Origin of the sequence: Variovorax gracilis, assembly GCF_030317115.1 — a bacterium.
Lineage (GTDB): Bacteria > Pseudomonadota > Gammaproteobacteria > Burkholderiales > Burkholderiaceae_C > Variovorax > Variovorax gracilis.
Genome location: NZ_JASZYF010000013.1, coordinates 54,904 through 75,136 on the forward strand (window position 1 = coordinate 54,904; position 20,233 = coordinate 75,136).

21 protein-coding genes are annotated in these 20,233 nt (G+C 66.7%); 10 read left to right on the top strand and 11 right to left on the bottom strand.

Going from position 1 to position 20,233, the window contains the following annotated elements:
* Nucleotides 1-99: 99 nt before the first annotated feature.
* Nucleotides 100-1,068, top strand: a complete 969-nt coding sequence (locus QTH97_RS22890) for a threo-3-hydroxy-L-aspartate ammonia-lyase (RefSeq protein WP_286570764.1) — start codon at nt 100-102, stop codon at nt 1,066-1,068.
* On the opposite strand, the gene QTH97_RS22895 is transcribed toward QTH97_RS22890, so the two are convergent.
* The 4 genes from QTH97_RS22895 to mutL form a co-directional block, all read right to left on the bottom strand.
* Nucleotides 1,065-1,721 (bottom strand): ABC transporter ATP-binding protein, encoded by a 657-nt coding sequence (locus tag QTH97_RS22895; RefSeq protein ID WP_286570765.1) that lies wholly within the window; start codon nt 1,719-1,721, stop codon nt 1,065-1,067. The genes QTH97_RS22890 and QTH97_RS22895 overlap by 4 nt on opposite strands.
* On the bottom strand, nt 1,718-2,713 hold the full coding sequence (gene miaA, locus QTH97_RS22900) for a tRNA (adenosine(37)-N6)-dimethylallyltransferase MiaA (RefSeq protein WP_286570766.1): 996 nt from the start codon (nt 2,711-2,713) through the stop codon (nt 1,718-1,720). The genes QTH97_RS22895 and miaA overlap by 4 nt, the downstream gene beginning before the upstream one ends.
* Before the next feature lie 46 nt (nt 2,714-2,759).
* On the bottom strand, nt 2,760-3,713 hold the full coding sequence (locus tag QTH97_RS22905; protein ID WP_286570767.1) for an alpha/beta hydrolase: 954 nt from the start codon (nt 3,711-3,713) through the stop codon (nt 2,760-2,762).
* Between the two features lie 191 nt (nt 3,714-3,904).
* Nucleotides 3,905-5,767, bottom strand: a complete 1,863-nt coding sequence (gene mutL / locus QTH97_RS22910; protein WP_286570768.1) for a DNA mismatch repair endonuclease MutL — start codon at nt 5,765-5,767, stop codon at nt 3,905-3,907.
* A gap of 49 nt (nt 5,768-5,816) precedes the next feature.
* On the opposite strand from mutL, the gene QTH97_RS22915 reads away from it, so the two are divergent.
* Entirely contained in the window at nt 5,817-6,464 is a 648-nt protein-coding gene (locus QTH97_RS22915) for a DedA family protein (RefSeq protein ID WP_286570769.1), read from the top strand.
* Nucleotides 6,465-6,474: 10 nt separating this feature from the next.
* Here the strand turns inward: QTH97_RS22915 and QTH97_RS22920 are convergent, their stop codons facing one another.
* The 3 genes from QTH97_RS22920 to ctlX all read right to left on the bottom strand — a co-directional run bounded on the left by QTH97_RS22920 (nt 6,475) and on the right by ctlX (nt 9,285).
* Nucleotides 6,475-7,836 (bottom strand): hypothetical protein, encoded by a 1,362-nt coding sequence (locus tag QTH97_RS22920; RefSeq protein WP_286570770.1) that lies wholly within the window; start codon nt 7,834-7,836, stop codon nt 6,475-6,477.
* 85 nt (nt 7,837-7,921) lie between these two features.
* Entirely contained in the window at nt 7,922-8,200 is a 279-nt protein-coding gene (locus QTH97_RS22925) for a YMGG-like glycine zipper-containing protein (protein ID WP_286570771.1), read from the bottom strand.
* Nucleotides 8,201-8,343: 143 nt separating this feature from the next.
* A complete protein-coding gene (gene ctlX / locus QTH97_RS22930) occupies nt 8,344-9,285 on the bottom strand; it encodes a citrulline utilization hydrolase CtlX (RefSeq protein ID WP_286570772.1) in 942 nt (313 codons plus the stop codon).
* Between the two features lie 145 nt (nt 9,286-9,430).
* On the opposite strand from ctlX, the gene QTH97_RS22935 reads away from it, so the two are divergent.
* The 4 genes from QTH97_RS22935 (at nt 9,431) to QTH97_RS22950 (ending at nt 12,723) form a co-directional block, all read left to right on the top strand.
* Entirely contained in the window at nt 9,431-9,853 is a 423-nt protein-coding gene (locus QTH97_RS22935) for an Lrp/AsnC family transcriptional regulator (RefSeq protein ID WP_286570773.1), read from the top strand.
* A 120-nt stretch (nt 9,854-9,973) separates the two neighbouring features.
* Nucleotides 9,974-11,362, top strand: coding sequence for an acyclic terpene utilization AtuA family protein (locus QTH97_RS22940; protein ID WP_286570774.1), 1,389 nt, complete (start codon nt 9,974-9,976; stop codon nt 11,360-11,362).
* A complete protein-coding gene (locus QTH97_RS22945) occupies nt 11,359-11,724 on the top strand; it encodes an AtuA-related protein (RefSeq protein ID WP_286570775.1) in 366 nt (121 codons plus the stop codon). The genes QTH97_RS22940 and QTH97_RS22945 overlap by 4 nt, the downstream gene beginning before the upstream one ends.
* A gap of 33 nt (nt 11,725-11,757) precedes the next feature.
* Nucleotides 11,758-12,723, top strand: coding sequence for a Bug family tripartite tricarboxylate transporter substrate binding protein (locus QTH97_RS22950; protein WP_286570776.1), 966 nt, complete (start codon nt 11,758-11,760; stop codon nt 12,721-12,723).
* Nucleotides 12,724-12,745: 22 nt separating this feature from the next.
* Here the strand turns inward: QTH97_RS22950 and QTH97_RS22955 are convergent, their stop codons facing one another.
* Entirely contained in the window at nt 12,746-14,209 is a 1,464-nt protein-coding gene (locus QTH97_RS22955) for an N-acetylmuramoyl-L-alanine amidase (protein WP_286570777.1), read from the bottom strand.
* The gene (gene tsaE / locus QTH97_RS22960; RefSeq protein ID WP_286570778.1) at nt 14,206-14,703 is read right to left on the bottom strand and encodes a tRNA (adenosine(37)-N6)-threonylcarbamoyltransferase complex ATPase subunit type 1 TsaE; all 498 of its coding nucleotides are present in this window, start codon (nt 14,701-14,703) and stop codon (nt 14,206-14,208) included. Before tsaE ends, QTH97_RS22955 begins: the two co-directional genes overlap by 4 nt.
* Between tsaE and queG the strand changes: the two genes are divergently transcribed.
* Nucleotides 14,689-15,759, top strand: coding sequence for a tRNA epoxyqueuosine(34) reductase QueG (gene queG / locus QTH97_RS22965; protein ID WP_286570779.1), 1,071 nt, complete (start codon nt 14,689-14,691; stop codon nt 15,757-15,759). The genes tsaE and queG overlap by 15 nt on opposite strands.
* Here the strand turns inward: queG and QTH97_RS22970 are convergent.
* Nucleotides 15,746-16,174 (bottom strand): hypothetical protein, encoded by a 429-nt coding sequence (locus QTH97_RS22970; RefSeq protein ID WP_286570780.1) that lies wholly within the window; start codon nt 16,172-16,174, stop codon nt 15,746-15,748. The genes queG and QTH97_RS22970 overlap by 14 nt on opposite strands.
* A gap of 29 nt (nt 16,175-16,203) precedes the next feature.
* Nucleotides 16,204-17,109: an AEC family transporter gene (locus QTH97_RS22975; protein ID WP_286570781.1), complete on the bottom strand. Its 906-nt coding sequence runs from the start codon at nt 17,107-17,109 to the stop codon at nt 16,204-16,206.
* Nucleotides 17,110-17,215: 106 nt separating this feature from the next.
* Here QTH97_RS22975 and QTH97_RS22980 point away from each other — a divergent pair, with 106 nt between their 5' ends.
* The 3 genes from QTH97_RS22980 to QTH97_RS22990 all read left to right on the top strand — a co-directional run bounded on the left by QTH97_RS22980 (nt 17,216) and on the right by QTH97_RS22990 (nt 20,219).
* A complete protein-coding gene (locus QTH97_RS22980; protein ID WP_286570782.1) occupies nt 17,216-18,190 on the top strand; it encodes a tripartite tricarboxylate transporter substrate binding protein BugE in 975 nt (324 codons plus the stop codon).
* Between the two features lie 66 nt (nt 18,191-18,256).
* Complete coding sequence (gene xerD, locus QTH97_RS22985) at nt 18,257-19,171, top strand: site-specific tyrosine recombinase XerD (RefSeq protein WP_286570783.1); 915 nt, start codon at nt 18,257-18,259, stop codon at nt 19,169-19,171.
* A gap of 73 nt (nt 19,172-19,244) precedes the next feature.
* Nucleotides 19,245-20,219 (top strand): Bug family tripartite tricarboxylate transporter substrate binding protein, encoded by a 975-nt coding sequence (locus QTH97_RS22990; protein WP_286570784.1) that lies wholly within the window; start codon nt 19,245-19,247, stop codon nt 20,217-20,219.
* Nucleotides 20,220-20,233 lie beyond the last annotated feature (14 nt).

A 20,233-nucleotide genomic window follows, 5' to 3' on the forward strand; every position in this document is an offset into this window, starting at 1 on the left:
AGGAACATCGAGCAGGATCGCTCACAGCAATGACGGTGCGCAAGCGGTCATTTCGACAGGGCGTTCCGAAGATTCTGGGGCGCGGGTAAGCTCCGCGCCATGCAGACACTTCCCACCTACGACGACGTAGTCGCCGCGGCCGCGCGGCTCGAAGGCAATGCCCACCGCACGCCTGTGCTGCGTTCGCGGACCGCGGACGCCCGCTGGGGTGCTCAGTTCTTCTTCAAGTGCGAGAACTTCCAGCGCATGGGCGCATTCAAGTTTCGCGGTGCTTTCAATGCCCTGTCGAAATTCGATGCGGCCCAGCGCAAGGCCGGGGTGATCGCTTTTTCATCGGGCAACCACGCACAGGCCATCGCGCTGGCGGCCGGCATCCTCGGCGTGCCCGCCGTGATCGTGATGCCCAACGACGCGCCCGCGGCCAAGCTCGCCGCCACTCGCGGCTATGGTGCAGAGGTGGTGCAGTACGACCGTTTCACCGAAGACCGCGAAGCGCTCACGCGCCGGTTGGCCGGCGAGCGCGGCATGACGCTGATCCCCCCTTACGACCATCCCGACGTGATTGCGGGGCAGGGCACGGCGGTGAAAGAACTGATCGAGGAGGTCGGCGCGCTCGACGCGCTCTATGTCTGCCTGGGCGGTGGCGGCTTGACGAGCGGTTCAGCGCTCTCGGCGCGCGCCCTGTCGCCCGACTGCAAGATCTACGGCGTCGAGCCCGAAGCCGGCGATGACGGCCTGCAGTCACTGCGCGCGGGCCGCATCGTCCACATCGAAACGCCGAAAACCATCGCCGATGGCGCGCAGACCCAGCACCTGGGCGAATACACCTTCGGCATCATCCGGCGTGATGTGAACGACATCGTGACGGTGAGCGACGCGCAGCTTGTCGATGCGATGCGCTTCTTTGCCGAGCGCATGAAGATGGTGGTAGAGCCCACCGGCTGCCTCGCGTTCGCGGGGGCCTGCGCCGCAGGCGATGGCATTGGCGGAGCGCGCGTCGGCGTGATCATCAGCGGCGGCAACGTCGACCTGGGCCGCTTTGCGGCACTCCTGTCAGGAAACGCCTAGGCTTTGATTCCCTCCGCGCTGAGGTGAAGCACGCGATCGGCGCGCGCCGCTGCCGCTTCCGAATGCGTGACCAGCACCAGCGAGGCGCCATGTTCGCGCGTTTGCGCGATCAGAACATCCATGACGCGGGCGGCGGTGGTCGGGTCGAGGTTGCCGGTCGGCTCATCGGCCAGCAGCAGTGACGGGCGGTGCACCAAGGCGCGCGCAATGGCCACGCGCTGCAATTGGCCTCCGCTGAGTTCCTGGGGAAGGCGCTCGCCCAATCCCGCAAGGCCGACGGCGTCGAGCATCTGCGTCACTCGCGCATCGCTGGCGGGGCCGCGTTGGCCGAGCAGCATCAAGGGCAGCCCGACGTTCTGCGCGACATCCAGATGCGGCAGCACGTGAAAGGCCTGGAACACGAAGCCGACGTGCTTGCGGCGCCATAGCGCTCGTGCCTCGGCACGAAGTGCGCCGATGTCCGTGCCGTCGTGAATGACCGTGCCCGAGTTCCAACTGTCGAGCCCGGCCATGCAGTTGAGCAGCGTCGACTTGCCGACCCCCGATTCCCCGACGATTGCGACGAATTCACTGTTCGCGACGTCGAGCGACACGTGCTCGAACACCGGCACGTCGCCGTAGTGTTTGCCCAGGTCCGTGATGCGCAGCGTCATGCGATATCGACGACCTGCCGCACAACCTGCTCGATGGCGTCCGGGGCTTCCGCGGCGACCACGTGGCGCTGCGGCATGCTGCGCAGCCAGGTGATCTGGCGCTTGGCGAGCTGGCGCGTCGCTGCGATGCCGCGTTCGCGCAGCTCGGTGATGGGCCATTCGCCGTCCAGCGCTTCCCAGGTCTGGCGGTAGCCGACACAGCGCATCGACGGCAAATCCGCGACCAGGTCGCCCCGTGCGCGCAGGGCCTGCACTTCGGCGATGAAGCCGGCTGACAACATCGCGTCGAAGCGCGCGGCAATGCGTTCGTGCAGCCATGCGCGATCGGTGGGTTCCAGGGACAGGAGCGCGGCGGCCTGCCAGCCGCCGCCGGTGGCGCCCGCCGCATGAAAGCTCGACAGCGGTTGCCCGCTGCTATGCCAGACCTCGAGCGCGCGCTGGATGCGCTGGCTGTCGTTGGGCGCCAGACGCGTGGCGGTGATGGGATCGACTTCCGCGAGGCGGGCGTGCATTGCCGGCCAACCCAGCGCGACGGCGTCGGCTTCGAGCTGTCGGCGCACTTCCGGATCGGCTGCTGGCATGGCGTCGATGCCGTCGGCCAGTGCCTTGAAGTACAGCATCGTTCCGCCCACCAACAGCGGCAGCCGGCCCCGCGATGTGATCTCGCCGATCAGCCGCCTTGCGTCCTGCACGAATGCAGCGGCACTGTAGGCCTCGCGCGGATCGCGGATGTCGATGAGGTGGTGCGGCACTTCGGCACGCTCTTCGAGCGTGGGCTTTGCGGTGCCGATGTCCATGCCGCGATAGACCAGTGCGGAATCGACGCTGACGATCTCGACCGGCCGGGCCCGGGCGATGGCCAGCGCGGCCGCGGTCTTGCCGGACGCGGTCGGGCCGGCCAGGGCGACGTAGCGCGGAGCAGGGGAGGCCGTCGACGTGCCGGAAGCACCCGGCTCGGTTTGCGAAAGGGCCGGTACGACAGTGGGCGGCATGCGCCCGAGGTTAACAAAGCCGGTGGGCGGGGGCGTCCGCGGCGTGTCAGATCGCCTGTCCGGACAGCTTGGCTTGGGTGTGCGCGGTATCAGGCAGCGCGGGTCGCGAAGGCGTCGCAGCCGTTTCGGCTCCCGCGGCCATCTCGGCCGGCGACTCCTTCATGCGAAACAGTTGCGACAGGGCAGCTCGGTACTGCACCTGTCCGATCGAATTCGCGTTGTGATGCGAACCGCCTTCGACGAGGACAAACAGCTTGGGCACGGTTGCTGCGTCGTACAGCTTGCGGCCCAGCGTCGGGTTGATCAGGCTGTCGGCTGCGCCATGCACCACGAGCAGCGGCGCACCGATGTCCTTGACTTTGCTGATGGCCTCGAAGCGCTGCGTGATGAAGGGACCGAAGGGCAGCCAGCCCCACTTGAAGCTGCTCACTACATCGGCGATCGACGTGAAGGTGCTTTCCACGATGGTGCCGCTCTCGTCGGTCACGCGGGAAGCCAGGTCGATCCCGATCGCGCCGCCGAGCGAGTGGCCGAAGATGTAACGCGGCTGTTTGGGGTGCTTCGCTGCCAGCCAGGTCCATGCGGCGTAGGCATCTTCGCGGGCCGAGTCTTCCGACGGCAGTCCCTTGGAACTCTTGCCGAAGCCGCGGTAGTCGATCGCCAGCACCGCGAAGCCCAATTCGTGCATTCGGCGCATTCTCGGGGCAGAGCCGGCCACGTTGTACCGTGCGCCGTGCAAATACAGCAGGACGGGCGTATCAGGCGATTCGGGCGCGCCAGCGAGCCACAGGCCATGCAGCCGTGCGGGCTCGCCGGTGAGCGATGACTTGAAATCGATCCAGACGTCGTCCATTCCCTGGCTCATGGCTTGCGAATTGCCCCAGCTTCGGTCGCTGGGTTGGAAGATCCACTCGCGTTGGCGCTCGTCGAGGGTGGAACAACCGCCCGCCAGCAGGGCGACCAGGGCGGTGGCGGATGCGAAGAGGGTCCAGGATTTCATGAAGGCTGAAGGACAGGCGGATAGCCAGAAAGTTCAACGACAGACCCCATGCAACGCGCGTGCCCGGTCCCTCGATGACCCATGAAAACCCTCGGTTTGGGGTTCAACCAACGTCAAATGTGCGGATTTCCGCGCGCCGTGAGCCCGGAAACCTCCCGGTCGGCAGTTTGTAAGCGAACGAAAAGTAGCGCCTAACGACCGCGCATGAACAGCGAGTCCAACTCGCGAACCGAGAGCTGGCGCCATGTCGGGCGCCCGTGGTTGCACTGGTCCGAGCGCTCGGTCGCCTCCATCTGGCGCAGCAATGCGTTCATTTCGTCGAGCGTGAGCTTGCGGTTGGCGCGCACGGCGCCGTGGCAGGCCATGGTGGAGAGCAGTTCGTTCTGGGCGCGTTGCACGACGGTGCTGGCATCGTGATGGGCAAGTTCGGCAAGCACGCTGCGAGCGAGTTCGACCGGGTCGCCGTCTGCCAGCGTCCCGGGCACGGCGCGCACCGCCAGCGTGCGTGGCGAGAAGGGTGTGATCTCGAGGCCGAGCGACGGCAATACGGCGGCACAGGCCTCGGCCGTCGCTACTTCCTGGGGCGTGGCGGCGAAGGTGGCGGGGATCAGCAGCGGCTGGCTGGTGATCGAGGCGCCGTCCAACTGGGTCTTGAGGCGCTCGTACACGATGCGTTCGTGCGCGGCGTGCATGTCCACGATCACCAGGCCTTGGCTGTTCTCGGCCAGGATGTAGATGCCCTGCAGTTGCGCCAGTGCGCGGCCGAGAGGCCAGGCCTCGGATTCGGGGGGCGCGGCCGCATCCGGCCGTGCAGCGGGCGAGACAGCTTGCGGCGCCGCGGGTACTACCCAAGGGCTGCTCGCGACCGCGGGGGCCTCCGCGGGCTTCTCCTGCCGGTACGCCGGCCACATGGCCGCGGCATCGCCAATGCCGCGTTCCGCGGCAAAGTGCACTGCGGGTTGCGTCCACGACGCCGAGGCCGGCAGCATGCGCGGCTTGAAGAAGGGCTCGGCCGGCGCGGCGGTGGCGTCGCCGGAGCGGGGTGCGGCGAGTGCATCTTCGATGGCGTGGCGCACCGCCTGGTGCACTTCGCGCCCATCGCGGAATCGCACCTCGATCTTGGTCGGATGCACGTTCACGTCGACCCGCGCCGGGTCGATCTCCAGATAAAGCGCATAGACCGGCTGGCGCTGCCCGTGCAGAACGTCCTCGTAGGCGCTGCGAACGGCGTGCGCGAGCACCTTGTCGCGCACGAAACGGCCGTTGACGTAGAAGAACTGCTGGTCGGCCCGTGAGCGAGCCGCATCTGGAATGCCCGCGCGGCCGGTCACTCGCACCGGGCCGGCGGCGTGATCGACCGCGACGCTGTGCGTCACGAAATCGTCGCCGAGCGTGTCGGCGAGCCGTTGATCGCGGGTGATGGCGGCGCGCCACTGCTCGATCAACTTGCCCTCATGCCAGATCGAGAAGCCGACCTCGGGCCGTGCGAGGGCGTGACGACGGACGGACTCGATGCAATGTGCCAGCTCGGTCGCGTCCGTCTTCAGGAACTTGCGGCGCGCCGGCGTCGCGAAGAAGAGTTCGCGCACCTCGACGGTGGTGCCGGTCGCGCGGGCCACCGGGCGCAACTCGCCGGTGCGGCCGTCGAGCATGAAGGCGTTGTCGGCGCCCGCGAAGCGAGAGAGGATGCTCAGTTCCGCGATGGCATTGATGGCCGCGAGTGCCTCGCCGCGAAAGCCCATCGTGCCGACGGTCTCGAGATCGTTCAGGCTCGCGATCTTGCTCGTGGCATGCCGGCGCAGCGCGAGCGGCAGTTCGTCGCGCGGTAGTCCTTGCCCATCGTCTTCGACCGAGATCAGGCGCACACCGCCGGCGGAGAGCCGCACCGTGATCTGGCGCGCACCGGCGTCCAGCGCATTGTCGAGGAGCTCGCGCACCACGGACGCGGGCCGTTCCACCACCTCGCCGGCCGCGATCTGGCTGATGAGTTCGTCAGGAAGTTCGCGGATCGGGCGGCGTGCGGCCGGATCGACGGAAGTAGGAAGGGCGCTCACGCAATCATTCTAGAAGGGGCCTTGCGCCCCTGTCGCGATAATGCGCGCCATGGAAATCATCAGCTTTCTCATCGACTTCGTCCTGCATGTCGACAAACACCTCGAAGCCTTCGTCATTGCCTACGGGCCGTGGGTGTACGGACTGTTGTTCCTGATCGTGTTCGTCGAGACGGGGCTGGTCGTCATGCCTTTCCTGCCGGGCGATTCGCTGCTGTTCATCGTCGGCGCGCTGTGCGGAGCGGGGTTGATGAGCTTCGGGCTGGCGGTGCCGATCCTCCTGGCGGCAGCGATACTGGGCGACCAGTGCAACTTCAGCATCGGCCGTTACTTCGGCCCCAAGGTCTTCAAGTGGGAGAGCTCGCGCTTCTTCAACCGCAAGGCGTTCGACCAGGCCCATGCGTTCTACGAGCGCTACGGCGGCGTCACGATCATCCTTGCGCGGTTCATGCCGTTCATCCGCACCTTTGCGCCTTTCGTGGCCGGCGTGGCCGAGATGAATCGAGGCAGGTTCACGCTCTTCAACGTCGTGGGTGCGCTGCTGTGGGTGGTGGGCCTTTGCACCGTCGGCTATTTCTTCGGCAACCTTCCGCTCGTCAAGGAGCACCTCGAGAAGATCATCTGGGCGCTGATCCTTGTGCCGGGCCTGATCGCGATCTACGGCGCCTGGCGCGCCCGCGGCGCGTCCTCGGCGCGCTGAGTCGCCGGAACTACGGCCGCTGCCGGGGCGGCACGCGCGCCGTCAGCGGCCGCGGAACATAGGTGGGATCGAAATGGAACCCGCCGCCGAAGCGTGCTTCGATGTCCTTGCAACGCGCGGCGATGTCTTCCGGTGTCGGCTTGCGGCCGTTGTCGATCCAGTCGAGCAGTGCGGCGAACAGCGTCGGGTATTCGGCATCGCTCAGATAGCTGTGCTCGGATTCGCTGCTGAAGGTCTGCACCAGCAAGTCCGCAGTGCCCGCGCGTTCGCGCACATTGCGGTAGACCGATTCGAGTTCGACGAAGGCCGTCGGGTCGTCGATGGCGTGGAGGCCGAGCGTCGGTACGTTCACGCGGCCGGTCGGGTCGCTGTCGGCAGCCAGTTTGCGAACGGCGGCAGGGTCGGCACGGTAGCGCTGCACGCCGGAATTGAGCGCGACGTCGTCGCGCGAGCCGCTGTACATCACGCCGATGTTGCCGAAGGGGTTGCCCCCATCGAGTCGCTCCTGCACCACGTCGCGAAACAGAAAAGTCGCCCAGTTCATGTTGCCCACGAGTGAACGTTCGGGGATGCGAATCGTGTCGAGGATCGTGGCGAGATTGGCACGCTGTTGCGGCGTCCGATCCTCCGGGGACATGCGCACGCCGGTGCAGGCGTCGATGCGGCGCAGCAGTTCGGCGGACGTGAGTCTGGATTCGCGCGGCAGCCCTTGCCAGAGCGGGTAGGCAGGCTCGCCGGGCAGGGGATGGTTGTTGCAGACGTATTGATAGACGACACGCAAGTCCAACCGGTAGTCATAGGCTTGCGTTCCTCCGCCGAGCACGCCGCTGGTGAGGAGCAATCCGTCATACGGCCCTTTGCGACCATCTACGGTCGCGTAGAGCTCGGCCGCTTTCGCGGCGACGCCTGCACCGTAGCTCTGGCCGTGCAGCACGGTGCGCCGAGGTGCGCCGAAGGTCTGGACGAAGAGCGAACGCAGTCGCTCGGTGTCCTCGGCAGCCATCGTGACGCCATACCCGCCGCGCCGGTACGTGGATCCGGCCCACGCGTAGCCGGCCTTCACCGTGACGGCCCATCGCTGCAAGTCTTCGGTGGCGCGTGCCATGGTCGGCGCGCCCAACTCGGGGCCGCCATGCGCGTGCATGACGAGCACCCCGTTCCAGTCGGCAGGTATGGCGATCCAGTAGAACGCGTGCGCGCTGTCTTGCCCGCTGTAGCAGCGCGCGTCGATGGGCAATCCCTTGGGACATGGAGACGCGGCAGGCTGCCCGCCAGCGCCTTGCGGCTGCGGCTTGTCGTCGGTGATGGAACTGCACGCGCCAAGCGCGAAGGCGCAGGCAGCAATGACGGAGCGAAGAATGCTTTGTCTCATGCCGCGTTTATACGGTCCCTGGCTCGCCATGAAAAAGCGCGCCCGAAGGCGCGCCATCTCGATCTTCATCACCTCGATCAACAGGTCAATAGCGCGGACCGTTGTTGGGGTAGTAACTGTTGCTCGGGTAGTAGTTGCGTTGATTGCGTTCGTCGACGCTGCGGCCGACCTGGTTGCCGATCAGGCCACCGATGGCCGCACCACCGACCGTGCTGGCCGTGTTGCCGCCCACTGCATTGCCGATCAGCGCACCACCCACCGCGCCACCCGCGGTGCCGAGGTTCTGATTGGGCCCGCTTGCGCAGCCGGCCAAGGTTAGAACGCAAGCGGCAGAGGCTGCCGAGATCCAGAGTCTTGTCTTCATGATGTCCACCTTTCAGTGATTGGTGAATTCATTCTCTGGAGAAGCCTTCGCCGAGGTGTAGGAGATGGCCCCGGTGTAGTGCCCGAAAGGATGGTCGCCCCTTGCGCGACTGCAGCGACCCGCACTGCGCGACCACGGCTTGTTCAACTCGAGCGTCTGCGCGAAAGATGGATGCCGGCGATCATGCAGCGTACCGAGCCGCCCGCCATCTCGATCGTCGGCACCGCAAGCGGAACCAGCCGCGCCGAGCGCTCGATGACCGCCTTCTGCTGCGCCGTGAGGCTGTCGCAGGCGCGCTGCGAGAGCGCGAGGACGCGGCCGTCGCGCCCCGAGAGCTCGATCGCATTGCCCGCAAAGTTGGCAATCTGCTGCGCGCTCAACGCAATGACGTCGCGTCCCGATTCCTCCAGGCGTGCACGCACTTCTTTCGCGCGGCGGGTGTCGGAGATGAGGTCGAGGCCCGCCATGGCGAACTCAGTCGCGACGCACATCAGCACGTTGGTGTGATAGATCGGCTGCCCGCTCGGATCGGCCGAGTCGAAAGCCATCGGCTCGAAATTGAAATGCGTGCTGAAGTGCTCCAGCGCGACGGGGTCCGCACGATGGGAGCGCGCAACGTAGGCAACGCGCGCCATGTGGTCGAACACCATCGCACCAGTGCCTTCGAGGAAGAGGCCGTCGTGCTCCAGGCCGGAGTAGTCGATGACCTCCTGAACGCGGTACTCGGCCTTGAGCATCTCGATGACGTCAGGGCGGCGCTCGCGGCGGCGGTTCTCGCAGTACATGGGATAGAGCGCGACGTGGCCGCCCGGATGCGTGGAGAACCAGTTGTTGGGGAAGACCGAATCGGGTGTGTCGCGCTCGCCGCGATCCTCGAAGAGATGCACGCGCACGCCTTCGGCTTCCAGGCGCTCGGCCGCAGCCGTCACCTCGCGGTACGCAGAGCGGGCAACGGCTTGCGCGGATTCCTGTTCGGCCCGGCTCTGGAATGCGTTGTCCGCCGCTGTCTCCGGGTTGGGCGTGAAGCCGTGCGGCCGAATCATGACAACTGCGGAAGGCGCCTGGATCGAAAGGAAACGCGACATCTTGTGGGATCTCCTGTGACTGCACCGCGTGCTGCGGCATGCGTCCATTGTTCCAGCAGATGGTGCCAGAATGAATCATGCAACTTGTCATAAATACCAGAGATGCTTACATTGTGTCGATCAAAAGTGGCAATGTGCTAAATCAATGGACGACACCGATCGCCAACTCATAGCCCTGCTGCGCGACGACGCCCGCATGTCCGTCGTGGCGCTGGCGCAGAAGCTCCGTGTGGCGCGCGCCACCGTGCAGAACCGGATCAGCAAGCTGGAGAGCGACGGAACCATCGTGGGCTACACCGTGCGGCTTCGGCCGGACGCGGAGCCCCATCGCATCCGGGCCATGATGAGCATCGAGGTCGACGGGCCGCATGGCGCCGAGGTACGGCGCGCGCTGCGAGGTCACGCCAATGTCGTGACACTCCACACGACGAATGGCCGCTGGGACCTGATGGCCGAGTTGCGTGCCGATTCGCTCGAGGCCTTCGACCGCGTGCTCACGGCCATTCGCTCGATCCCCGGCATATCGAACAGCGAGACGAGCATCCTGCTGTCGACCTACAAGCTGTAGTCGGGTCAGTTGAGTGCGCCCGGGCGAGGTCGGGCGTCCACATACATTGATTCGAAATGCGGATGAATCGATCCAAACTTTCGATTTTACGGATGAAGCGGACAAGCCTAGAGTGCGTCCATGAACTCCATTGCCCGCCCCGCGCTCCTGATCGGCTGTGCCGCCGGTTTTTCTGGTGACCGCACGGACGCCGCCGGGCCGGTGGTCCAGACGCTCATCGCCCGTCTGCGAGACGGCCCCGATGGCCAACGTGCGTTCCTGATCTTCGAAACCCTGGCCGAGCGCACGCTGGCGCTGGCGCAACTGCGTCGCCGCAGCGACCCGGAAGCGGGCTACGAGCCACTGCTCGATGCGATGCTGCGGCCGGTGCTGGCGCGCTGCCTGGCGCACGGCATCCGGATCGTCAGCAACTTCGGCGCTGCCAACCCGCGCGCCGCCGCCCGGCACATCGCGCGCATGGCGCGCGAACTCGGCGCCGCGCCGCCGCACATCGCGGTAGTGGAGGGCGACGACCTTTCCGCGCCGGCGCAACTGGCGCTGCTGCGCGAACAACTCGGCGTGGAGATGGACGGAATCCGCCTCGTCAGCGCCAACGCCTATATCGGCGCCGAACCGATCGCCGCGGCGCTCGATGCGGGCGCGCAGATCGTGGTCTGCGGTCGCGTGGCCGATCCCTCGCTTGCCGTCGGGCCGGCCATGTCGCACTTCGGCTGGCGCAGCGATGACTGGGAGCGCCTGGGCCGCGCCACCATGGCAGGCCATCTTCTCGAGTGCGGCGCGCAGGTCTGTGGCGGCTACTTCGCCGACCCTGGCTACAAAGATGTGCCGGGCCTGGAGGCAGTCGGCTTTCCGATCGCGGAGATCGATGCCGACGGCTGCTGCACCGTCGGCAAGGCAGACGCCACGGGCGGCCTCGTGACGGAGGCGACGGTCAAGGAGCAACTGCTCTATGAAGTGCACGATCCCGCCGCCTACCTGACGCCCGACGTGGTGGCCGACATTTCCGATGCGGAAGTCCATGGGCTTGGAACGAACCGCGTGGCGGTGTCGGGTGTGCGTGGCCACGCGCGGCCGACGCACTACAAGGTCAACATCTGCCACGAAGGTGGCTGGCTGGCCGAAGGCGAGATTTCCTATGCGGGGCCGCGTGCCGAGGCGCGCGCGAGGCTGGCCGCCGATGTGCTGAAGAAGCGCCTGGCCGATCTGGTGCTTCGCGTCGATCTCATCGGGGCCGTCAGCGTTCTGGGCGACGACGCAGGCCGCACGCTCGCAGCGACGCCCGATGCAGGCTTGCGCGACATCCGCCTGAGGGTTGCAGCAACGCACGACGACCGTGCCCAAGCCGAGCGCCTCGCGCGCGAAGTCATGGCGCTCTACACCTGTGGGCCGGCCGGAGGCGGCGGCGTGCGCACCGCGCTCACACCGAGGCTCAACACCATCTCGTGCCTGCTGCCACGCGAGGCCGTGCCCGTGAGCTTCGCGATGATCGACGAGGAGATGCCCGCATGACGACGACCACCGACTTCCCGCTCTACCGCGCCGCGCATGGCCGCACCGGCGACAAGGGCGACCGCTCCAACATCAGCGTGATCGCCTGGCACCCGGCGCTCTATCCGTTGCTGGTGGAGCAGGTCACGCCCGAAGCGGTGGCGGCGCAGTTCCTGCATCGGGCGCCCGCTGGCGTGCGGCGCTTTCTGCTGCCCAGGCTGCACGCGATGAACTTCGTGCTCGACAGCGTCCTTGACGGCGGCGTGAACGATGCGCTGAACCTCGACACGCACGGAAAGGCGCTGTCCTTCCTCTTGCTCGACCTGCGGATACGCGTTCCGCAGGAACTGGTTTCACTGCTTGTCGGTAGTGACGCGTACTGAATTTTCAATCACCACTCTTCTGGAGACAAAACAATGAATCGCTTTCCGCTGACCGTGCTCACCTCCGCGCTGGCCATCGTCCCATTGCTTTCGCAGGCGCAGGCCTTCCCCGAAAAGCCCATCACGTTCGTGGTGCCCTTTGCCGCAGGCACGGCCACCGACCAGATTGCCCGGGCGCTCGGAAATGGCGTGACGGCGGAGACGAAGCAGCCGGTGGTCATCGACAACAAGGCCGGCGCCAGCGGGTTCATCGCCTCGCAGCAGGTCGCCAAGGCGCCGGCCGACGGCTACACCGTGCTGATCACCACCAACACCACGCACGCGGCCAACGAGCATCTTTTCAAGAAGCTGCCCTACGACCCGGTGAAGGACTACGCGCCCATCGCGGCATTGGGCAAGGGCGGTCAGATCATGGTGGTCAACCCGTCCTTCCCGGCCAAGACCGTCGCCGAGTTTGTCGAGATGGCGAAGAAGGAACCGGGCAAGTACAGCTTCGGCAGCGGCAGTTCGTCGAGCCGGATGGCGGGCGAGTTGCTGCAGCAGATGGCCGACATCAAGCTGCTGCATGTACCCTACAAGAGCAACACGCTCGCGGTGACGGACCTGCTCGGCGGCCAGATCAACATGATGATCACCGACACCGCGACCGGCCTCCCGCAGGTGAAGTCCGGCAAGTTGCGTGCGCTGGGCGTTTCAAGCGCCAAGCGGTCGCCGTTGGCGCCCGATGTGCCGACCATCTCCGAGGCCGGCGTGAAGGGCTACGAGATGGGCTACTGGTTCGCCGCGTACGCACCGGCGAAGACGCCACCCGCAGTCGTCAAGCGCCTGAACGAGTTGCTGGTCAAGGCCGCGAAGAGCGATGCGGCCAAGGCCGCGTTCTACGAGCCGACCGGCACCGAAGTGTTCACGACCTCGCCGGAGGAACTCGCGAAGTTTCAGGCCGGCGAATCACAGAAGTGGGGGCGCATCGTGAAGGCCGCTGGCATCGAGGCCGAATAGTCGCGGCCCTCGGCGCGCGAAACTAGAGTTGGCGGCTGCGCGCCAACGGCGGGTTTTGCGCGAAGTAGCGCTGAATCCCCCGCATCAGTGCATCCGCCAGGTCTTCCTGGTAGGCCGTGCTGCGCAGCTTTGCCTCTTCCTCGGGGTTGCTGATGAAGGCCGTCTCGACCAGCACGCTCGGGATGTCCGGCGCCTTGAGCACCGCGAAGCCGGCCTGCTCGACCTGTGGCTTGTGCAGCCGCGCGCCGATGCTGCGGATCTCGCCGAGCATCGCGCCGCCGAGCTTGAGGCTGTCGTTGATCTGCGCGGTGGTGCTCATGTCGAGCAGCGCGCGCTGCACCTGCGCCTCGTGGTTGCCCACGTTCACGCCGCCCACAGTGTCGGCCTGGTTTTCCTTGTTCGCGAGCCAGCGTGCGGCACTGCTCGATGCGCCGCCCTGGCTCAGCGCGAACACGCTCGCGCCTCGCGCCTCGGGCGTGGTGAAGGCATCGGCGTGGATGCTCACGAACAGGTCGGCCTGCACGCGCCGCGCCTTCTGCACGCGCACGCCGAGCGGCACGAAAAAGTCCGCGTCGCGCGTGAGAAAGGCGCGCATCGGGTTGCCGTTGACGCTGCTCGCATTGATGCGTTCGCGCAGCCGGTGGGCGATCTGCAGGACGATGTCCTTCTCGCGCGTGCCATTCGGTCCCATCGCGCCGGGGTCCTCGCCGCCATGCCCCGGGTCCAGCGCGACGATGATGATGCGGTCGGTCTGGCTCGCCGTGGCGACGCCACGCCCGGCGGTCACTGGGGGAGGCGGCGCGCTGACTACCGGTGGGGGCATGGGAATGGGCAGCGGGCCGACCGGCGCCGACGGGCGATTGGCCTGCGAGACTGACACCGGTGGTGTAGCGCGCGCCGATTGCTGCGCCATCAGGTCGCCCAGGGGATCGGCGGCCGCGGTGCCGGATCGCGATGGCGCGGCCGCGTCGCCCGGGGGGGGAGGAGCGGCGCCGGCCGCCGCGGTCTTCGGCGCGTCGCGCAAGCGCTCGGCAATCAGTGACTCGAGCGGATCGGCGGCCTGCTGCGGATAGAGGTCCAGCACGAGCCGGTCCTTGTACGCCGCAACCGGCGCCAGAGAGAACACCTGCGGCGCCACTGCCTGCTTGAGGTCGAAGACGATGCGCACGACGCCGGGCGCAAACTGACCGACGCGCAGGCCGTTGATGTACGGGTCGTCGGGCTTGATCTTGCCGACCAGCTCCCGCAGCGCGGGATTGAGGTCGATGCCGTTGATGTCCACCGCCAGCCGCGGCGGACTGCCGACCACCAGTTGCTGCGAGTTCAGCCGGCCGTCGGATTCGATGGTGACGCGCGTGTAGTCGGAGGCGGGCCATACGCGGACCGCGACGATGGTTGCGCCCTTCGCAATCTCGTGCACGCCCAGCAGCAATGCAATGCTGCCGCCTTGAAGCAGCGCACGTCGCTTCAGTCCGCGCTCCTTCATGCAGCGTCGGCAAGCAACAGGCTGCCGCGCGGCGTGTGCGCGCGAAGTGTCACTGTGCGGGTATCGTCGGTCATTGCTTCGATTTTAATAGCGAGGTCCGCAAGCGGAATGCGCCCCGCGGCGTTTTCGGGCCATTCCGCCAACTTCACGCCCGGTCCGGCGAAGATGTCACGGAAACCTGCATCCTCCCATTCGCGCGGGTCGCTGAAGCGATAGAAGTCGAAATGGAATATCGCGAGCCCATCGGGCGCCTCATGCGGCTCGACGACAGCGTAGGTCGGGCTCTTGATGCGGCCCGTGATGCCGAGCGCGCGCAGCAGGTGACGAACGAAGGTTGTCTTGCCCGCGCCCAGGTCGCCTTGCAACGAGATGAAGGCGTCGCGCAACGCCGGTGACTGCGCGAGGGCACGCGCCAATGCGTCCGTGTCGACTTCGGTGCGCCACACCAGGGTGGCGCTGTGCGTTTCTACAATCGGCAGGTGATCGGCAGCCATCAACTCGTGATTCGGATTCAGGCTTTGGCCCGGGAGCTCGGATTCTCCCAAATCGGGGTCGCGGGTGTCGATCTATCGAGTGCGGAGCCGGGGTTGATGCAGTGGCTGGCCGAGGGATTCCATGGCGACATGCACTACATGGCCGCCCATGGCACGCGGCGCGCGCGGCCGGCGGAACTGGTGCCGGGCACGGTATCGGTGATCACGGCCCGCATGGACTACCTTCCGCGAGCCACCCCTGACGACTGGCAGGCGATCGAGTTCTCGCGCCTCCAGCGGAAGGACGAAGGCATCGTGTCGCTCTATGCGCGCGGCCGGGACTATCACAAGGTCCTGCGCTCGCGCCTCTCGAAACTGGCGGACCGCATTGCCGAAGAGGTCGGGCCGTTCGGCCATCGCGCCTTCACCGACTCCGCGCCCGTGCTGGAGGCCGAGCTCGCGTCGCGCAGCGGGCAGGGCTGGCGCGGCAAGCACACGCTGGTGCTGGACCGCGAAGCCGGCTCGATGTTCTTCCTCGGCGAGATCTACGTCGACATGGCGTTGCCGCCGAGCGAGCCGGTCACGCCGCATTGCGGCAGTTGCAGTGCGTGCATCGACGTGTGCCCGACGCGGGCCATCATCGCGCCCCACCGGCTCGACGCGCGGCGGTGCATCTCATACCTGACGATCGAACACGCAGGCGCGATCCCCATCGAGTTGCGGCCTCTGATGGCCAACCGCATCTACGGATGCGACGACTGCCAGTTGATCTGCCCGTGGAACAAGTTCGCCAGGAAGAGTTCGCTGCCCGATTTCGACGCGCGAGACGGCCTCACCGGGCGTCAGTTGAGCGAACTCTTCGCCTGGAGCGAGGCAGACTTCCTGCGCTACACCGAAGGCAGCCCGATCCGGCGCATCGGCCATGAGCGATGGTTGCGCAACGTGGCTGTCGCGCTCGGGAATGCACTGCGCGCCGGGGATGACGGTGCGCGCGCGGCCCTGGCCACCCGCCGCGAACACCCGAGCGCGCTGGTGCGCGAGCACGTCGAGTGGGCGCTGGCCGTCAGTGCCGGATGATGGCGGAGATCTGGGCCGTTCCCGAGTCCAGCGAGCGCATCGAACTCAGGCGAAGCGAGGCGTACTTCAACGCGGGGTTGTTGATGAGCTTGCCGCTGAAATGCCCGTTGAAGCGCGCGTCCCTGCAGCCGCTCACGGTGAGCTCGATCGAGGCATTCGCGGGCGACACATAGTCCGTGCTCGACCCCATCATCATGCAGGCGGCTTCGGGGACATCGCCGTGCACCCGGCCGTCGAAGTCGATCTGCAGCGCGCCCGGGTAGACCTCCGGCGGCCCTTGCGCGCCCGTGTCCTGCTGCACCACGTAAAAGAGGAAGGGGCCGTTCCAGCCGCCCTGGTAGCGGGTGTAGTCCTGTGCGTGCGCCAAACCCGCCAAAGACGATGCTGCGATAACGGCCAAGAGGTAGCGGCGCATCGGGAGATGGTAGCCCGTGAAGGTCGCGGCTAGCGCGTGAGCGCCAGGGCAAAGGGCAGGCTCAGGACGCCGAGGAGCGTCGACAGCGTCACAAGCCCCGCCACGTAGGCGCCGTTGTAGCCCATGCGCGCCGCGAGCACGTAGGCGCTCGACGCTGTGGGCACGGCAGCGAAAGTCATCAGTACCGCCGCCTGCGCCGGGTCCAGCCTGAGCACGATCGCGAGCGCCCAGCCGATCAGCGGCAGCACCAGATGCCGGATGGCGAGCACCGACACCGCGAGCACCTTGCCTTGCGCGAGCGTCGCGAACTGCATGCCCGCGCCGGCCGCCATCAGCCCGAGGGCGAGCGAGGCAGCCCCGATGCGGGTGAGCGTCGGCTCGAGCCAGGTCGGGACGCCGAGTCCCAGAACGTTGGCGATCAGCCCGGTCAGGGTGGCGATGATCAGCGGATTGCGCGCAAGCTGCCGCGCGAAGCCGGTTTGCGCGTGGCGGGTCATCGGCCAGACCGCCGCGATGTTGAACATCGGCACGCACACGCCGATCAGCACCGCGATCATGAGCAGGCCCTCGGGCCCCGCCACGCGATCCGCCAGCGCGAGGCAGATGAATGAATTGAAGCGAAATGCGATCTGCGCGCTCGCCGCGTGGTCGCGACGATCGATGTGGGCGCCGATCCCCGGCACGAAGGGCAGGGAGTAAGCCAGCGCGATGCCGCTGAGCCCGACGCCCACGCCCGCGGTCAGCAGGTTGGAGGTGGCGCCGAAGTCGAGCGGGCTGCGAACGATCGAATGGAACAGTAGGACCGGGAAGAGGAAGTAATACACCAGACTCTCCACCTGATTCCACACGCGGCGGTCGAGCGCCGTGTAGCGGCACAACAGCCAGCCGCACGCGATGAGGGAAAAGTCGGGGAAGAGCAGTTGCGCATAGTTCACCCGTTCGAGGATATCCGCCGCGCGACATGGGTAATCCACGAGGTGGGGGGGCGAGCGACCCGTTAGCATCCGGGCTTTTCTTATTGGCCCAAGGAGGGCTATCCAAATGCAACGTCGTCAATGGAATGCGTTTGCCAGCGCAGCCGCGCTGTTCGCGCTCGCAGGGTCCAGCTGGGCGCAGGGTTATCCGAACAAGCCTGTCGAACTCTCGGTGCCGTTTGCACCCGGCGGCACCACCGACATCGTGGCGCGCGTGATCTCCGAACCACTGGGCAAGACGCTGGGCCAGCCCGTGGTGGTCATCAACAGGGCGGGCGGCGGCGGCATCGTCGGTGCGGCTGAAACGGCGCGGGCCGCGCCGGACGGCTACAAGCTCGGCGTCGCGACCGTGTCGAGCACGGCGGCCAATCCGGCGATCAACCCGAAGACGCCGTACGACCCGATCAACGATTTCACGCCGATCGTCAACATCGCGGCCACGCCCAACATCATCGCGGTGCATCCGGGCTTCCCGGCCAAGAACTACGCCGAATTCATCGCCGAACTCAAGAAGAACCCCGGCAAGTATTCGTATGCGTCGTCGGGCACGGGCGGCATCGGGCACCTGCTGATGGAGCTCTACAAGAACCTGACCAACACCTTCGTCACCCATATCCCGTATCGCGGCGCCGGCCCTGCGCTGAACGACGTCGTGGCCGGACAGGTGCCGATCATGTTCGACAACCTCCCGTCGGCGCTGCCGTTCATCCAGACCGGCAAGCTGGTGCCGATCGTGGTCTCGGCGCCCCAGCGCCTCGCCGCGCTGCCCAATGTGCCCACCTTCAAGGAAGTCGGCCTGGAGCCGGTGAACCGCATGGCCTACTACGGCATCCTCGGCCCGAAGGGCCTGCCGAAGGAAGTGGTGGACAAGATCAACGCGGGCGTCAAGAAGTCCGTGGAGGACCCCGGCGTGCGCAAGCGCATCGAGGACACTGGCTCGCTCATCGTGGCGAACACGCCCGAACAGTTCGCGGCGCAGATCAAGGCCGAGTACGAGGTCTACAAGCAGGTCGTGGCCAAGCAGAAGCTCAAGCTCGACTGATCCGGGACGCCCTCGCCCAAAGCCGCCCCTTTCCGGGCGACTTTTTCTTTTGTTATCTTGCATCGCATGACCGCGGCCACTGAAACGCGTACCGACACGCCCGAAATCGACGACTTCATCGACGCCCTGTGGCTCGAGGACGGTCTCTCCAAGAACACCCTGGCGGCCTACCGCCGTGATCTCGAACTGTTCGCTCAATGGATGAAAGCAGAGCGCGGCAAGGCCCTGGACGCCGCCCAGGAGAACGACCTGCAGGCCTACATGGGCGTGCGCCTTTCCGACAAGGGCAAGGCCACCTCGGCCAACCGGCGGCTCACCGTGTTCAAGCGCTACTACCGATGGGCCCTGCGCGAACAGCGCATCGCCGCCGACCCGAGCCTGCGGCTGGCGCCGGCGCGGCAGATGCCGCGTGCGATCAAGACCTTGTCGGAGAAGCAGGTCGACGATCTGCTCGCCGCGCCCGACGTCGACACGCCCCTGGGCTTGCGCGACCGCGCGATGCTCGAACTGATGTACGCGAGCGGGCTTCGCGTCAGCGAACTGGTCGAACTGAAAGTGTTCGAGATGAGCCTGAACGATGGCGTGCTGCGCGTCCTCGGCAAGGGGAGCAAGGAGCGGCTGGTGCCTTTCGGTGGCGAGGCGCGCCGCTGGATCGAGCGCTATCTGCACGACTCGCGCCCCCTGATCTTGGACGGGCAGCAGACGCCCGACCTGTTCGTGACCAGCCGCGGCGCGGGCATGACGCGCATGATGTTCTGGGTCATCGTGAAGAAGAACGCGCTGGCGGCCGGCATCCATGTGTCGCTGTCGCCGCACACGCTGCGCCACGCCTTTGCGACCCACCTGCTCAACCATGGGGCCGACCTGCGCGCCGTGCAACTGCTGCTGGGGCATGCGGATATCTCGACGACCACCATCTACACCCATGTCGCGCGCGAGCGGCTGAAGCAGCTACATGCGCAGCACCATCCGCGCGGCTGACACCGCGCCTTTGTCATTCGCCGCAGAATTGCGTGCTGAATTCGAGTCCGAGAACGGTCCAGGAGTTGTATCGATGCCTTTGAAATTTCCCCGGCGTGCCATCGCCCTGGCGCTGGGTCTTGCACTGTTTGCCGGCATGTCGCAGGCGCAAGTCATCCCGAAGACCATCCGCCTCGTCGTCGCCTATCCGGCGGGCGGTGTCAGTGACGTTGTCGCGCGGGCGCTGGCGGACAAGCTGGCCGCGCAGCTCGGCAGCACGGTGGTGGTCGAGAACAAGGCGGGCGCCAGCGGAACGATCGGCATGGACGCGGTCGCCAAGGCCGCGCCCGACGGCGCCACGCTGGGCTTTTCGGCCATCAGCCCGCTGGTGCTGAATCCGCACCTCGGCAAGTCGCCCTTCGATCCCCTCAAGGACATCGCGCCCGTGGCCAGCGTGATGTACTCGCCGGTGCTGCTGCTGGCGACGCCCGCCACGGGAACGCGCGATTTCCGTTCCTTGCTCGACGATGCGAGGGCGCGGCCCGGCGCAGTGCGCTGGGCAACGTCGGGCCAGGCTTCGCTCGGCCATGTGGTGCTGGAGCAATTGCGCGCGGCGGCGAAGGTCGACATCACGCACATCCCGTACAAGGGCGGTGGCCAGCAGTTGAACGACGCGCTCGGCGGCCAGTTCGAGATTCTCTCGACCAACGCGGGACCGACGGTCGCCGCGCAGATCAAGGCTGGCAAGCTCCGTCCGTTGGCAGTCGGCGCGCCGGCGCGGCTCGACAACCTGCCGAAGGTCGCCACGCTGGCCGAACTCGGCTATCCGGCGGCCAACCTGTCATCGCTCTTCGGCGTCTTCGCGCCTGCCGGGACGCCATCCATCCTGATCGAGAAGTACAACGTCGAGATCAACAAGGCCCTGGCCAGCGCCGACCTGCGCGCGAAGCTGCAGTCCACGGACAACGTGCCGACCGGCGGGCGCGCCGAAGAGTTCGCAAACGAGATCGCGGAAGAGTTCGAGAGCAATGGCCGCATCGTTCGTGCGGCGGGAATCCGCGCGGAATAGCTCTTGTCCGGCTG